This window comes from Inquilinus sp. 2KB_23, assembly GCF_052115705.1.
In the GTDB taxonomy this organism is placed as follows: Bacteria; Pseudomonadota; Alphaproteobacteria; order DSM-16000; family Inquilinaceae; genus Inquilinus; species Inquilinus ginsengisoli_A.
In genome coordinates, this window is sequence record NZ_JBFRHF010000018.1 from 1 (window position 1) to 14,008 (window position 14,008).

16 protein-coding genes are annotated in these 14,008 nt (G+C 71.0%); 8 read left to right on the forward strand and 8 right to left on the reverse strand.

Annotated features, from left to right (window positions below; genetic code table 11):
* From AB4112_RS22070 to AB4112_RS22095, 6 genes are all read left to right on the forward strand, one after another.
* A partial coding sequence (locus AB4112_RS22070) for a DUF4115 domain-containing protein (protein ID WP_441723065.1) occupies positions 1-400 on the forward strand: 400 nt, incomplete at its 5' end.
* A 181-nt stretch (positions 401-581) separates the two neighbouring features.
* Complete coding sequence (gene ispG, locus AB4112_RS22075) at positions 582-1,721, forward strand: flavodoxin-dependent (E)-4-hydroxy-3-methylbut-2-enyl-diphosphate synthase (RefSeq protein WP_309798524.1); 1,140 nt, start codon at positions 582-584, stop codon at positions 1,719-1,721.
* A 74-nt stretch (positions 1,722-1,795) separates the two neighbouring features.
* Positions 1,796-2,875: a peptide chain release factor 1 gene (gene prfA / locus AB4112_RS22080; protein WP_309798526.1), complete on the forward strand. Its 1,080-nt coding sequence runs from the start codon at positions 1,796-1,798 to the stop codon at positions 2,873-2,875.
* 5 nt (positions 2,876-2,880) lie between these two features.
* Positions 2,881-3,744, forward strand: coding sequence for a peptide chain release factor N(5)-glutamine methyltransferase (prmC, locus tag AB4112_RS22085; RefSeq protein ID WP_441723067.1), 864 nt, complete (start codon positions 2,881-2,883; stop codon positions 3,742-3,744).
* Between the two features lie 148 nt (positions 3,745-3,892).
* The gene (locus tag AB4112_RS22090; protein WP_441723069.1) at positions 3,893-5,182 is read left to right on the forward strand and encodes a DUF4167 domain-containing protein; all 1,290 of its coding nucleotides are present in this window, start codon (positions 3,893-3,895) and stop codon (positions 5,180-5,182) included.
* Positions 5,183-5,388: 206 nt separating this feature from the next.
* Positions 5,389-5,895, forward strand: a complete 507-nt coding sequence (locus AB4112_RS22095; protein ID WP_441723071.1) for a PRC-barrel domain-containing protein — start codon at positions 5,389-5,391, stop codon at positions 5,893-5,895.
* A gap of 70 nt (positions 5,896-5,965) precedes the next feature.
* Here the strand turns inward: AB4112_RS22095 and AB4112_RS22100 are convergent, their stop codons facing one another.
* The 5 genes from AB4112_RS22100 to AB4112_RS22120 form a co-directional block, all read right to left on the reverse strand.
* Positions 5,966-6,766 carry a cytidylyltransferase domain-containing protein gene (locus tag AB4112_RS22100; protein WP_441723073.1) on the reverse strand — a complete coding sequence of 267 codons (801 nt, stop codon included), beginning with the start codon at positions 6,764-6,766 and terminating at the stop codon, positions 5,966-5,968.
* Positions 6,767-6,877: 111 nt separating this feature from the next.
* The gene (locus tag AB4112_RS22105; RefSeq protein WP_441723075.1) at positions 6,878-7,816 is read right to left on the reverse strand and encodes an electron transfer flavoprotein subunit alpha/FixB family protein; all 939 of its coding nucleotides are present in this window, start codon (positions 7,814-7,816) and stop codon (positions 6,878-6,880) included.
* Between the two features lie 17 nt (positions 7,817-7,833).
* Positions 7,834-8,583, reverse strand: a complete 750-nt coding sequence (locus tag AB4112_RS22110) for an electron transfer flavoprotein subunit beta/FixA family protein (protein WP_441723076.1) — start codon at positions 8,581-8,583, stop codon at positions 7,834-7,836.
* Between the two features lie 171 nt (positions 8,584-8,754).
* The gene (locus tag AB4112_RS22115) at positions 8,755-9,240 is read right to left on the reverse strand and encodes a hypothetical protein (protein ID WP_309798541.1); all 486 of its coding nucleotides are present in this window, start codon (positions 9,238-9,240) and stop codon (positions 8,755-8,757) included.
* A gap of 101 nt (positions 9,241-9,341) precedes the next feature.
* The gene (locus AB4112_RS22120) at positions 9,342-9,968 is read right to left on the reverse strand and encodes an SCO family protein (RefSeq protein ID WP_441723078.1); all 627 of its coding nucleotides are present in this window, start codon (positions 9,966-9,968) and stop codon (positions 9,342-9,344) included.
* Between the two features lie 72 nt (positions 9,969-10,040).
* Here AB4112_RS22120 and AB4112_RS22125 point away from each other — a divergent pair, with 72 nt between their 5' ends.
* Entirely contained in the window at positions 10,041-10,214 is a 174-nt protein-coding gene (locus AB4112_RS22125; RefSeq protein ID WP_309798545.1) for a hypothetical protein, read from the forward strand.
* A 5-nt stretch (positions 10,215-10,219) separates the two neighbouring features.
* On the opposite strand, the gene AB4112_RS22130 is transcribed toward AB4112_RS22125, so the two are convergent.
* Together AB4112_RS22130 and AB4112_RS22135 are read right to left on the reverse strand one after the other, a co-directional pair.
* Positions 10,220-11,107 (reverse strand): AEC family transporter, encoded by an 888-nt coding sequence (locus AB4112_RS22130; RefSeq protein WP_441723081.1) that lies wholly within the window; start codon positions 11,105-11,107, stop codon positions 10,220-10,222.
* On the reverse strand, positions 11,104-11,793 hold the full coding sequence (locus tag AB4112_RS22135; RefSeq protein ID WP_441723083.1) for a phosphatase PAP2 family protein: 690 nt from the start codon (positions 11,791-11,793) through the stop codon (positions 11,104-11,106). Before AB4112_RS22135 ends, AB4112_RS22130 begins: the two co-directional genes overlap by 4 nt.
* A gap of 244 nt (positions 11,794-12,037) precedes the next feature.
* Here AB4112_RS22135 and AB4112_RS22140 point away from each other — a divergent pair, with 244 nt between their 5' ends.
* Positions 12,038-12,241, forward strand: a complete 204-nt coding sequence (locus AB4112_RS22140) for a hypothetical protein (RefSeq protein ID WP_441723085.1) — start codon at positions 12,038-12,040, stop codon at positions 12,239-12,241.
* A gap of 15 nt (positions 12,242-12,256) precedes the next feature.
* Here the strand turns inward: AB4112_RS22140 and AB4112_RS22145 are convergent, their stop codons facing one another.
* Positions 12,257-13,918: an MOSC domain-containing protein gene (locus AB4112_RS22145; protein ID WP_441723087.1), complete on the reverse strand. Its 1,662-nt coding sequence runs from the start codon at positions 13,916-13,918 to the stop codon at positions 12,257-12,259.
* Between the last annotated feature and the right edge of the window lie 90 nt (positions 13,919-14,008).

The window sequence follows — 14,008 nt, forward strand, 5'->3', positions numbered from 1 at the left end:
GTCCCCGGGCGCGGCGCTGCCCCCGGCCGCGACCGTCGCGCCGCCGGCCCCGGCCGCACCGCTGACCGCCTTTGACCGCCCGCTCGGCGCGGCCCTGGCGAACGAGCCGCCGGCCCCGGTCGTGGGCGACGGCCACATCGTGCTGCGCGCCACCGCCGACAGCTGGGTCCAGGTCCGCGACCGCCAGGGCGGGCTGGTGATGACCCGGGTGATGGCGGCGGGCGAGACCTATGCCGTGCCGTCGCAGGACGGCCAGCGGCTGACCACCGGCAACGCCGGCGGGCTGCAGATCGAGGTCGACGGCCAGCCGGCCACCGCCCTCGGCGCCCCGGGCCAGGTCGTGCGCAACGTCGCGCTCGATGCACAGAAGCTCCGCGGTGGTCCGGCGACCCCCAATTGACCCTGGGCGGCGCTCGTTCGACCCAGGCCGGATCCCATCGGATTTGGGATGCGGCCGGCGCCGGGCTATCATGCGTTTGGTCGCAGCGGCGCCCCGCGGATTGCAGGAACGCCGCCATGGGGCCATGTTGTCGCGAAACGCCATCTCGCCGCCAAACGAACGCATCACCTAAGGTCCTGTCATGAGCGCCGTCCGCGCCTATCGCCAGATCCAACGCCGCAAGTCCCGTGTGATCCATGTCGGCAAGGTGCCGGTGGGCGGCGATTCGCCGATCACCGTGCAGTCCATGACCAACACCCGGACGACGGACATCCAGGGCACGATCGACCAGATCCGCCAGCTCGAGATCGCCGGGGCCGACATCGTCCGCGTCTCCTGCCCGGACGAGGAATCCAGCGCCGCGCTGAAGTTCATCGTGCCGGAAGTGACCGTGCCGATCGTCGCGGACATCCATTTCCACTACAAGCGCGGCATCGAGGCGGCCCAGAACGGTGCCGCCTGCCTGCGCATCAACCCCGGCAACATCGGCTCGAAGGAGCGGGTGGCCGAGGTGGTGAAGGCGGCCAAGGACTACGGCTGCTCGATGCGGATCGGCGTCAATGCCGGGTCGCTGGAGCGCGAATTGCTGGAGAAGTACGGCGAACCCTGCCCGGAGGCGATGGTCGAGTCGGCGCTCAACCACATCCGCATCCTCGAGGACCACGACTTCTTCAACTTCAAGATCTCGTGCAAGGCGTCGGACGTGTTCCTCGCCGTCGCCGCCTACCAGGCGCTGGCCGAGGCCTGCGACTATCCCCTCCACATCGGCGTCACCGAGGCCGGCGGCCTGCGCAGCGGCACGGTGAAGTCCTCGGTGGGCCTGGGCATGCTGCTGTGGGCCGGCATCGGCGACACCGTCCGGGTCTCGCTCTCCGCCGATCCGGTCGAGGAGGTCAAGGTCGGCTTCGACCTGCTGAAGTCGCTCGGCCTGCGCCATCGCGGCGTCAACATCATCTCCTGCCCGTCCTGCGCCCGGCAGCAATTCGACGTGATCAAGACCGTCGAGGTGCTGGAGCAGCGGCTGGCCCACATCACCACCCCGATGACGGTCTCGGTGATCGGCTGCGTCGTCAACGGCCCGGGCGAGGCGACGATGACCGACATCGGCTTCACCGGCGGCGGCAAGGGCACCCATCAGGTCTACATCAACGGCCTGCCGAATCATCGGCTGAAGGATGAGGGCATCGTCGACCACCTGGTCTCGCTGGTCGAGGACAAGGCCCGCCAGATCGACGCCGAGCGGGCGATCGCCGAGGCGGCAGCGGCCCAGGCGGCTGAGTGATGCGGCGCCTGTCCGGCCGCTAGCGGGCCCGGTCCCCTCTCCGACCGGCCCCGTTCCCTTGACTTGAGCATCCCGTGCATCTCGACGAAAACCTGAACCGTGTCCTGTCCCGCGTCGCGGAGCTGCGCGACGGCATGGGCACCGGCAAGCTGACGCCGGACCAGTTCACCGCCTTCTCCAAGGAATATTCCGAGCTCGAGCCGATCGCCGACGAGATCTCGGCGCTGCACCGGGCCCGGGCCGAGCTGGCCGAACTCGAGACGCTGGCCGCGACCGAGACCGACCCGGAGATGAAGGCCCTGGCGCAGGACGAGCTGTTCGCCCTGCGCGACAGCCTGCCGGGGCTGGAGCGGCGGGTGCAGGTCCTGCTGCTGCCCAAGGACGAGGCCGACGATCGCAACGCCATCCTCGAGGTTCGGGCCGGCACCGGCGGCGACGAGGCGGCGCTGTTCGCCGCGGATCTGTTCCGGATGTACCAGCGCTACGCCGCGATCCGCGGCTGGCGCTTCGAGGTGCTCGACATCGCCGAGACGCCGCTGGGCGGCTACAAGGAGGCCTCGGCCGAGATCAACGGCCGCAGCGTCTTCGCCCGGCTGAAGTTCGAAAGCGGCGCCCACCGCGTCCAGCGCGTGCCGGAGACCGAGACCCAGGGCCGCATCCACACCTCTGCCGCCACCGTGGCGGTGCTGCCGGAGGCGGAGGAGGTCGACATCCAGATCGACGACAAGGATCTGCGCATCGACGTGTTCCGGGCCCAGGGCGCCGGCGGCCAGCACGTCAACAAGACCGAAAGCGCGGTCCGCATCACCCATCTCGCCACCGGCATCGTGGTGGTGATGCAGGACGAGAAATCGCAGCACAAGAACCGCGCCAAGGCGATGAAGATCCTGCGCGCCCGGCTGTACGAGGCCGAGCGCGCGGCCAAGGACGCGGTGCGCGCCGCCGACCGCAAGAGCCAGGTCGGCTCCGGCGACCGGTCGGAGCGGATCCGCACCTACAACTTCCCGCAGGGGCGGGTCACCGACCACCGCATCAACCTGACGCTCTACAAGATCGAGAAGGTGCTGGCGGGCGAGGCGCTGGACGAGCTGGTCGAGGCGCTGATCGCGGAGGACGAGGCGGCCCGCCTCGCCGCGCTCGCCGACCAGCCCTGAGAGTGGTGAGAATCGCCGAGGCCCTGCGCGACGGCACCGCCCGGCTGGCCGCAGCCGGCATCGACAGCGCCGTCTCCGACGCCCGCATCCTGCTGATGGCGGCGCTCGGCTGCGATCGGACGGGGTTGCTGTCGCGCGCGGCGGAGGCGCTGCCGGATGCGGCGGCCGCCCGCTATGCCGGCTTCCTGGCGCGGCGGGCGGCGCATGAGCCGGTGTCGCGCATCCTCGGGCACCGCGAGTTCTGGAGCCTCGATTTCGCGCTCGGCCCGGCGACGCTGGACCCACGCCCGGACAGCGAGACTTTGGTCGAGGCGGCGCTGGCCGCCTGCCCGGACCGGCCGCTGCGCGTGCTCGACCTCGGCACCGGCACCGGCTGCCTGCTGCTGGCCGTGCTGCACGACCGGCCGGCCGCCTTCGGCCTCGGGGTCGACCGCAGCGAAGCCGCCGCCGCCACCGCCCGCGCCAACGCCAGGGCGCTGGGCCTGGCCGACCGGGCGGCCTTCCTGGTCGGCGACTGGGCCACGGCGCTCGACGCCCGCTTCGATCTCGTGCTGTCCAACCCGCCTTATATTCCGGAGGCGGAGATCGTCGCGCTGGACCCCGAGGTGCGCGACCACGACCCGCATCTGGCCCTGTCCGGCGGCGCCGACGGGCTGGACGCCTATCGGGCGCTGGCGGCGGCACTGCCCGGCCTGCTGGCCCCCGGCGGCACGGCGGTGGTCGAGCTGGGCATCGGGCAGGCGGCCGATGTGGCGGCGCTGTTCCGGGCCGCCGGCCTTGACATTGCCGCCACGCCGCACGATCTCGCAGGCATTCCGCGCTGCCTCGTGGCGAAAAAAGAATTTGGCCCGGCGTCGGAATGCCGCTAGGGTTCAGCTATTCCGTTCATTCCGGACTTGACCGCACGAGGCGGCCGCCGATTCGGCGTTGGAAGGGACGAGGACGCTGGGCCCTGCCGCATCAGGCGGCATTGTGGCACGGCAGCGTGGCAAACAGCGATCTGCAGAAGCAAGGCTGATGAGACCAGGACCGAATTCACGGCGTGCGCGCGGCAGAAATAGCGGCGGGGGCGGCGGCGGCGGGGGTGGCGGTGGTGGTGGAGGAGGCGGGGGCGGCGGCGGTGGTAATCCGCAGCGGCGCTCGAACAGCCTGCCCAACCGCAACCAGACCATCGACAGCAACGGCCCGGATATCCGCATCCGCGGCAATGTCTTCCAGGTCTATGACAAGTATATGGGTCTGGCGCGCGACGCCCATTCGTCGGGCGACCGCGTCATGGCCGAAAACTACCAGCAGCACGCGGAGCATTACGTCCGCATCATCAATGCGATGAACGAGGCCTATGGCCAGCCGCCGCATCAGCAGCCGTCGCCGGACGGCAGCCGCGAGCAGCCGGGCGTCGATTCCGATTACGATCCGCTGACCAGCCCGGCGCCCCAGCGCCGCGAATTCGAGGCGCGCAGCGAGGGTGGCGATCGCCCGCAGCAGCAGCAGCGCCGCGATTTCGAGCCGCGGGGCGACAATGGCCAGCAGCGCCGGGACTTCGAACCGCGCGGCGAGACCAACGACCGCCAGCCCCGCCGCGAATACGAAGCCCGCGGCGAGAATGGCGATCGCCAGCAGCAGCCGCGCCGGGACTTCGAGCCGCGCAGCGAGAATGGCGAGCGTCCGCCGCGGCGGGAGTTCGAGCCGCGCAACGAGGGCGGCGACCGGCCGCCGCGCGAGCAGAACTATCGCGACCGTGACGGCCGTCCGCCGCGCGACCGCGACCAGAACGCCCGCGATCCCAACCGCGAGCAGCAGGGCCAGCCTCGCGGCGAGCGCTTCGCCGGCCAGCGCGACGGCCGGCCGGACTATCGCAACGATCGGCAGCAGCCCTCGCCGCGCGACCTGAACGCGCCGCAGCCGCATGTTCCGGGCCCGCTCGAATCGCCCGCGCTCGAAGATCCGGCCTCGGCCAGCTTCGGCGCCGACCCGCGGGACCAGGAAGACAGCACCGTCGGCAGCAGCGTCGATATGGAACTGGCATTGCCGGCATCGATCGTCGCCCGTCCGCGCCGTGGTCGTCCGCCGCGCGCCGTGGCGCCGGCCGAAGTCGCCGCACCCTCGGCCGAAGCTCCGGCGCCCGTCGCGCCGGCTCCGGCGCCAGAACCGGCCCCGGCCCCTGTGGCTCCGCCCGAAGCATCGGCCCAGCCGGCCCTGCCCGGCGTGACCGCGGGTGACGAGGCGCCCGCGGCGCCGAAGCGCCGGCCCGGCCGGCCGCGCAAGGTCAAGCCGGTGGAAGGCAGCGAACCAAGCGGCGAGTGATCGTTCTGCAGATCCAAAGGAAAACCCGGCTTCGGCCGGGTTTTCTGCTTTCAGGCCACAGGTGAAGCGATTCGCAGCGAAACGCTTTCCTCACCAAAATCCAATAAGTCGATGAAACCGCGGTAGAGATTCGGGAACCCGATCCCGAAACCTTCTGTTGTCGAGGTATCCCTGGCGAGATGCCTTGCTGGACAGGAGAATAGATCATGCGAACCACCCTGATGGCTGCCGCTTCTGCTTTGGCCCTTCTGGCTGTGCCGGCCATGGCGCAGACCACGACCGGCACGACGGCGCCGGCAACCACCACCGCGGCGCCCGCGGCCACGGCGGCCGCCCCCGCGGTCACGGCGGGTGAACAGACGCTGCCCGACAGCCACATCCTCGGCTCCGACCTGATCGGCGCCAGCGTCACCAACGCCAACGGCGATTCGATCGGCAAGACCTCCGACGTGCTGGTCACCAAGGACAGCAAGACGGTCGACGCGGTGGTGATCGATGTCGGCGGCTTCCTCGGCATCGGCTCGAAATCCGTCGCCATCCCGCTGGAGCAGCTGACCATCGGCGCGCGTCCGGACCAGGGCGTGAAGACCGCCATGACCAAGGAGCAGCTGGAGGCGCTGCCGGCCTTCGAGGGCCGCAAGGCCGAAGCCCCGCCGCCGGCCGGCGGCACCATGGGCGGCAGCTCGACCACCGGCACCACATCCGGCGGCTGATGCGGCTGGGACACTGCTCGGGTCTCGGCGGGCCGGCGCTCCGAAGAGCGCCGGCCTTTTGCCGTCGGCGTCAGAGAGGGGTGAAGTGGCCGGGCGTGCCGCGCACCTGGCGGAAGCCGAGTGGGGCCGGCGCGCTCAGGCGGGCATGATCGATCCGGGCCGCGTTCATCGCGGCGAGGGCTGGTGTCTCCGCCAGGGCGGCCACGATCGAATGCCAGTCCTGCGGGGCGTCCCGCGCTTCCAGGGCCGCGGCCAGGGCGCGGGCGAACTCCAGGTCTTCCGGATAGTCGATCGTCATCCGCAGCGCGGCGTGGCCGGTGTCGGACAGCCCGGCCTGCAGGTTGATGCGGTCGCAATCGGGGTGCCGCCGGATATAAAGCGAGACATGCTCGCGATCCGGGGTCAGCGTCGCCTCCCGCTCCGCCCGGAACAGCCAGTCGGCGGTCATGATTTCGCAGTCCAGGCCGTGCGGATAGCTCGACGGGGCGCAGTTGGTGGCGTAGTCGGCCCCGGCCTCACGCTGCAGCGCCACCACGTCGCCGCACAGCACGGGGTCGATGAAGGGGCAGTCGGAGGTCACCCGCATCACGTGGGTGGCCCCCACCAGGCGGGCGGCGTCGGCGTAGCGGGCCAGCACGTCGCTCTCGGAGCCGCGGAAGGCGGTGCAGCCCACCCGCTGGGCGGCCTCCGCGATCACCTCGCCCTCGGCGGTGTCGACCGTGGCGCAGCACACCACGTCGATGCCGGGAATGGCCAGGCAGCGCGTCAGGCATTCCTCCAGCACGGTGCGCCGGCCCAGCCGCTGCATCACCTTGCCGGGCAGCCGCGTCGATCCCATCCGGGCCTGGATGATTGCAGCCGTCACCGCCATCGAGGGACTCCCTGTCGACCGTCGCGGCGCCGGTCCGGCGCCGTCGATCGCTCACCGCATGAAAAGCGGGCGCATCCGGTGGGATGCGCCCGTCGAACCGTCCGTTCCGGCTCAGCCCTTCTTCAGCTCGGCCTCGAGCTCCGGGATCAGCTTGAACAGGTCGCCGACCAGGCCGTAATCGGCGACCTGGAAGATCGGCGCCTCTTCGTCCTTGTTGATCGCCACGATCACCTTGGAGTCCTTCATCCCGGCGAGATGCTGGATCGCGCCCGAGATGCCGACGGCGATGTAGAGGTCCGGCGCCACCACCTTGCCGGTCTGGCCGACCTGGTAGTCGTTCGGCACGAAGCCGGCGTCGACCGCGGCGCGGCTGGCGCCGATCGCGGCGCCGAGATGGTCGGCGATGCCTTCCAGGATCTTGAAGTTCTCCGACGACCCCATGGCGCGGCCGCCCGAGATGATGATCCGGGCCGAGGTCAGCTCCGGCCGTTCGGACTTGGTCAGCTCCTGGCCGACGAAGGTCGACAGCCCGGCATCGGCCTTGGCCTCGACCGTCTCGATCGCGGCCGACCCGCCTTCCGCCGACGCGGCGTCGAAGCCGGCGCCGCGGACGGTGATGACCTTGATCGGATCGCTCGACTGCACCGTGGCGATGGCGTTGCCGGCATAGATCGGGCGCTCGAAGGTGTCGGCGCCGATCACCGCGGTGATGTCGGAGATCTGCTGCACGTCGAGCAGGGCCGAGACGCGCGGCAGCAGGTTCTTGCCGGCGCTGGTCGCGGTCGCCAGCACATGGCCGTAGCCCTTGGCGAGGTCGGCGACCAGCGGGGCCACGGTCTCGGCCGGCTGGTGCTCCAGGGCCGGCGATTCGGCCAGCAGCACCTTGGTCACGCCGGCGATCCTGGCCGCGGCCTCGGCCGCGGGGCGGGCGCCGGACCCGGCCACCAGGATGTGGATGTCGCCGCCGATCTTCTGGGCCGCGGTGACGGCGTGCAGCGTGGCGGCTTTCAGCGTGGCGTTGTCGTGGTCGGCTACGATCAGGATCGACATGTCTTTCATCCCCGCCTTCAGATCACGCGCGCTTCGGTCTTCAGCTTGGCGACCAGCTCCTGGACGCTGCCGACCTTGACGCCGCCCTTGCGCTTCGCCGGCTCGACCACCTTCAGCGTCTTCAGCCGCGGCGCCGGGTCGACGCCCAGATCGGCCGGGGTGATGGTGTCGAGCTGCTTCTTCTTCGCCTTCATGATGTTCGGCAGCGACGCGTAGCGCGGCTCGTTCAGGCGAAGGTCGGTGGTGACGATCGCCGGCAGCTTGACCCGGATGGTCTCAAGCCCGCCATCGACCTCGCGGGTCACCAGTGCGGCGCCGTCCTCCAGCACCAGCTTCGAGGCGAAGGTCGCCTGGGCCCAGCCCAAGAGCGCCGCCAGCGACTGGCCGGTCTGGTTGGCGTCGTCGTCGATCGCCTGCTTGCCCAGGATCACCAGCTGCGGCTGCTCGCGGTCGACCAGCGCCTTCAGCAGCTTGGCCACGGCCAGCGGCTGCAGCTCGACATCGGTCTGGACCAGGATGCCGCGGTCGGCGCCCATGGCCAGGGCGGTGCGGATCGTCTCCTGCGACTGCGCCGGCCCGATCGACACGGCGACGATCTCGGTCGCCTTGCCGGCTTCCTTGATCCGGATCGCTTCTTCGACCGAGATCTCGTCGAAGGGGTTCATCGACATCTTGACGTTGGCCAGGTCGACGCCGGACCCATCGGCCTTGACCCGGACCTTGACGTTGAAGTCGATCACCCGTTTGACCGGGACCAGGATCTTCATCGGCTCGCACTCCATCGGACGGCGCTTTTTACGCTGCGGTATGACGCTTTTAGGGCCCAGGGACGGGATCGGCAACCGCCCCGGGGCGGATAGCGCACAGAGACCCGGATTCCGGGCCCCGGGTCCATCCGATCCGCGACGGTTTGTAGCCCGCCGCCGACGGCGGGCAGGTTACGGCTTCGGCAGGCCGGGGTCGAAGGTCGGGCCGCCCATGCAGGGCGCGACGATGTCGGAGCATTGCGCGGTGCGCTGGTAGCCGCCGGAGGTGCGGTACCGGACCTCGGCGACACGGCCGTCGACCACGGTGAAGGTGGCCTCGCAGTAGTTGGGGTCCAGCGCGCTGGTGCCGATCGGGAAGCCGACTCCGGCATTGACCGGGCTGACCCCGATGCTGGCGCCCGGGCCGCCGGTGCCGAAGCTGCCGGCGCCGGCCGCCTCGTCCGCGCTCATCCCCGCGCTCTGATAGGTCAGGTACTGGGTGTTGCCGACGTTGCGGGTGCGGTTGGGCGTGCCGGCGCAGGACAGCAGCTGGGCCTGGCTGGTGCCGACCAGTTCGGTCTGTGCGGTCAGGGCCTGCTGCTGCCGGGCGGCGCGCTCGGCGCAGCCGGTGAGGGCGACGATGGCGAGCCCGGCCAGGACGGCGTGGCGAAGGGACATGGACAACGACTCCGAGGGCAGGACGACAGATTCAGACCACGATATCACGGCCGGCGCGATCGCAAGCCGGCTTCCGTCGGCCCCGCTTCAGTCAATGGGGTCTAGAGCTGCCGGGCGATGCGCTGCGCCATGTCCTGCGGCGACAGCTGCGGCGGCAGGATGTCGAGCACGGTCCACTCCGGCCCCATCAGGTAGGTGAAGGCGGAATGGTCCATCAGATAGGTGGCGCCGTCGCCCTGCGGCGCCTTCTGGTAGTAGACGCGGAAGGATTTCGCCGCCTTGGCGATCTGCTCCGGCGTGCCGCTCAGGCCGACGATGCGGGGGCTGAAGGCCTGGGCGTACTGGCCGACCACCTCGGGCGTGTCGCGCTCCGGGTCCACGGTGACGAAGACAGGCACCACCTTGTCGGCCTTCGGCCCCAGCTGGTCCAGCGCGGTCGCCATGGCGGACAGTTCGGTCGGGCAGACGTCGGGGCAGGTGGTGTAGCCGAAGAAGACCAGCGCGTATCTGCCGGCGAAGTCCTTCTCGGTGACCGGCTTGCCGGCCGGGTCGACCAGCGCGATCGGGCCGCCGACCGAGCCGAAGCCCTGGCCGACCACGCCGCGCCCGCCCGGGGGGCCCAGCCAGAAGGCCACGGCGGCGGCGATGGCGATGGCGGGCACCGCCAGGACCAGGATGCGCAGGATCCGCTTCTTCCACATCTCGACCGGTCTTCCCCCTCGCGTCATGATCCCCGTCATAGGCGCGGCGCGGCCGCAGCCACAAGGGCGCGCTGCGTCGCACGGATCGAGGGGGGACACATGGCGGATCGCAAGGGGCCGGCGGCGGCGACCGGCGACGCGGATGCGGAAAGCGGCACCGCCGGCGGCGACGACCGCCGCGAGGCCCTGGCGGCGCTGGAGGTGATGCGCCGGCGCGGCCTGATCGACGAGGCGACCTATCTGGCCCGGAAGCGCGAGATCGAGGCGGGCTGAGGCCGCTACCCCATCAGCACCGCCAGCAGCACCGGCAGGGTGGCGATGCTGACCAGGGTGCCGACCACCACGGCGCCCGCCACCTCCTGCACCGGGCCGCCGTAGCGGGCGGCGAACAGGTAGTTGAACACCGCCGGCGGCATGGCGGATTGCAGGATCAGCACGCTGGCGGTCTGGTGCGGGATGTCGAACAGCCAGACCACGCCGATGCCGGCGGCGAGGCCCAGCGCCAGGCGCAGCCCGGCCAGCCACAGGCTGAGGCCGAGATTGGCGATGCGCAGGCTGGCCAGCGAGACGCCGAGCGCGATCAGCATCAGGGGCAGGGTGACGCCGCCCAGCAGCTCGGTGGCGTTGGCGAGCCAGCGCGGCGCCTCGATGTCGGCGGCGGCGAAGGCGATGGCCAGCAGGATGGCGTAGATCGTCGGCGTCTTCAGCAGCTCCGTCCACTTGCTGTGGCCGGAGGCGCAGGAGACGCCGACGGTGAACTGCAGCATGGTCATCGCGGCGGAGAAGGGCAGGGCCAGCGCCAGCCCCTCGTCGCCGAAGGCGAAATAGGCGATCGGCAGGCCGAGATTGCCGGCATTGGGCAGCATCACCGTCGGCAGGAACGGCCGCACCGCGTGGCCCGACAGCCGCAGCGCCAGCCCGCCGACCAGGCCGCAGGCGAACACCGCCAGGAAGGCCAGCCCGGCCTGGCCCAGGATCTCGCCGGCCGGGACATGGAACTTGGTCAGGGCCGAGAACACCAGGCAGGGCGACCCGACATAGGTCACCAGCCGGGTGACGAAGCCGAGGTCGAAGGGATGGCGCGACCGGGCCCAGACATAGCCGACCCCGGCGGCGGCGAAGACCGGGGCCAGCACCGGGACCAGGGCTTCGATCAGGGCGATCATCGGCGCGGCGCCACCGGCCCGCCGGTCGCCTCGGCGCAGCGCCGGACGGCCAGGGCGATGACCACGCCCAGCCAGGCGCCGGCGACGATGTCCGCGGGGTAGTGCGAGGTGACGACGACGCGGCTCAGCGCCACCAGCCCGCCCAGCGCGGCGAAGGCCCAGCCCCAGCGCGGATACAGGATCCACAGCGCGGTCATCGCCGTGGCCATGGTCTGGGCGTGGCCGGACGGGAAGCTGTTCGAGAACAGGTCCCAGCCGAAGGGGTGGGGCGCGAAGGCGTCCTGGCGGAACAGGTGGCGCGGCCGTGGCCGGCCGATCGCGGCCTTCAGCAGCCAGTTGGCCACGGTGGTCGCCACCAGCGCCGCCAGCATGAAGCCGAAGCCGCGGGCTTGCCGCAGCCGTCGGGCCCGCACGTCGCCATAGGCGGCCAGGAAGGCGGCGACGCGCCAGCCGAGCCAGCCCAGGATCGCCAGGGCGTACCACCACACCCCCAGGCCGATATCGGTGAAGACCTTGATCGCGGCGATCGCCGCCGACCGGCGATGGGCCTCGAACCACAGCGCCGCCGGCCGGTCGACCAAGGCGACCAGCAGCAGGCACAGCACCAGGGCGGCCAGGAAGCTGGCCAGCACCGGCCGCCCGGCGAGGCGTTGCCTCGATGCCGCAATGATTTCCGACAGCCCCACGCGCCCCTCCGTTCCCTCGGTCGTTTACGACGGAATGGCAGGGGCGGGAAGCGCCGTTGCGGTCGTTGTTCAGCGCGAAGATAGGAGGCTATCCTTTCCCCAAAGGGGAGAGAGGCGCATGGAATGGACGCCGGCAACCAGACAGGACGTCCAAGAGGCGCTCCGGAGGGATTGGACTGGCGCCGATCCTGTCCTCCAGTCGTGACTCGGTCACTACCTTGTGGAGCCGTCTCCCGCGCTGCTGATGCGGTTCGGCAAGGAAGAGAATGCCTTCATTGTCGCGCGCGGCGCCCGCTTCGTTGTGTTCTTCGACGACGTAGAGGAGGAGTTCGGCATCGCTGAGGAGGTCGACGGCCGCCTGTCGGGCGTCTCCTTCTGCGGTGACCTGATGTTCGCACTGCAGGAGCTTCATCGCCGGGAAGGTGGCGAGCGGGACTTGAAGCCGTGAGCGCGAACCGTGTCCTCACAGATCGAGCACGAGGTCTTCCGTGGGGCGGCTGCAGCAGATCAGCACCGTGCCGTCGGCCGGCGGATCGATCGGCGTGGGCTGGTAGTCGACGGTGCCGGCGACCAGCCCGGTCTGGCAGTTGTGGCAGACGCCGGTCCGGCACGACCACCGGACGGGGACATCGCACGCCTCGGCAAGCTCGAGCAGGCTGTGGACATCCGGCCGCCAGCGGACGGCGAGGCCGCTGCGCGCGAAGGTGACCTGCGGCCCGGTGCCCGCGGGGCCATCCGGCAGGTGCGGCGGGCGCTTCGCACCGGCGGCCACGCCCGGCGTCATCGAGGGGCCGGACCCGAACGCCTCGGTGTGGATGCGGCCGGCCGCCACGCCCCAGGCCGCGAGGCCGCTGGTGAATTCGCTCATGAACGCGGCCGGCCCGCACAGATAGACATCGGCGTCGCGCGGCACGCCCAGCTCCTGCAGCACGCCCACGCTCAGGCGGCCAGGGGCATCGAAGTCGCGCCCGGGCCGGTCGGCGGGGCCGGGCGCGCTGTAGCGGATATGGCTGCGGCCATGCGCCAGGGCCGCCAGCAGCCTGCGCACTTCGGCGGCGAACGGGTGCTCCCCGCCGTTGCGTGACCCCTGGATCCACCAGACCTCCCGGGTGGATGACGCGGCGGCCAGGGCATGCAGCATGGCGAGGACGGGGGTGGCGCCGATCCCGGCGCTCACCAGGATGACGGGGCCGTCGCCCGGCTGCAGCACGAAGCTGCCGCGCGGGGCGCTGACCTCGACGACATCCCCGATCTGGACTTGCCTGTCGATATAGCTCCCCGCCACGCCATGGGCGTTGACGCCGACGCTGACGCGATAGTGGGAAGTGCCCTGCTCGCCCGACAGCGAATAGCTGCGCAGCAGGGGAGCGGCGCCGGATGCGGGCTTGAGCCGGAGCACCACGAACTGCCCGGGCGATGCCGGCGCCAGCGGATGGGTGTCGACGGGTTCCAGCACCAGCGATGTCACGCTGCCGCTCTCGCGGATCTTGCCCGCCACCCGCAGCGGCCGGAACCCCGGCCAAGCCGGGGGCGGGGCGGTTGCCGGACCCAGCCCGGGATTGCCCGCCGCGGTCCCGCCGCCCTCCTGCCGCTGCCGCAGCAGCGCCTCGAACGAGGTACGCCAGCCCGCGCTCAGGGCCGGGATGCGCAGCGCCTGCTCCAGCTGTCCGGTCGGATGGCCTGGCAGATACAGCAGCGCATTGATCTGGGCGACGGTCAGCGGCTCGGGGCCGGCGGCCAGCTGCACGATCTCGTCGCCGGCTTCGACCTCCCCCTCCTCGATGACGCGAAGGTAGAACCCCGGCCGGCCCTCCGCGACCAGCATGGCCGCCATCTGCGGCTCGTCGAGGCGGATGCCGACCCGGTAGCAGGTGACGCGCGGCTGGGTCACCTCGAACACCGCCTGCCCGATGCGATAGCGATCGCCGATGCGGACATCGTCGTCGGACAGGCCGTCGACGGTGAAGTTCTCCCCGAACTGTCCGTAGCCCAGCTCGGCCCGGCCGAGCCGCTTCCGCCAGTGCCGATACGAGTCGAGCTGATAGACGAAGACGGCCCGATGCTCCCCGCCATGGCCGGCGAGGTCGCCCTGGCCGTCGCCATCGATGTTGAGGCGCCGCACCATGCGCCGGCCCTGGACCGGCTCTTTCCAGACGGCCGTCCGGACCGTCTTTCCACGCCATGCGATATCGCGCGGCAGGCCGACATTGACTGA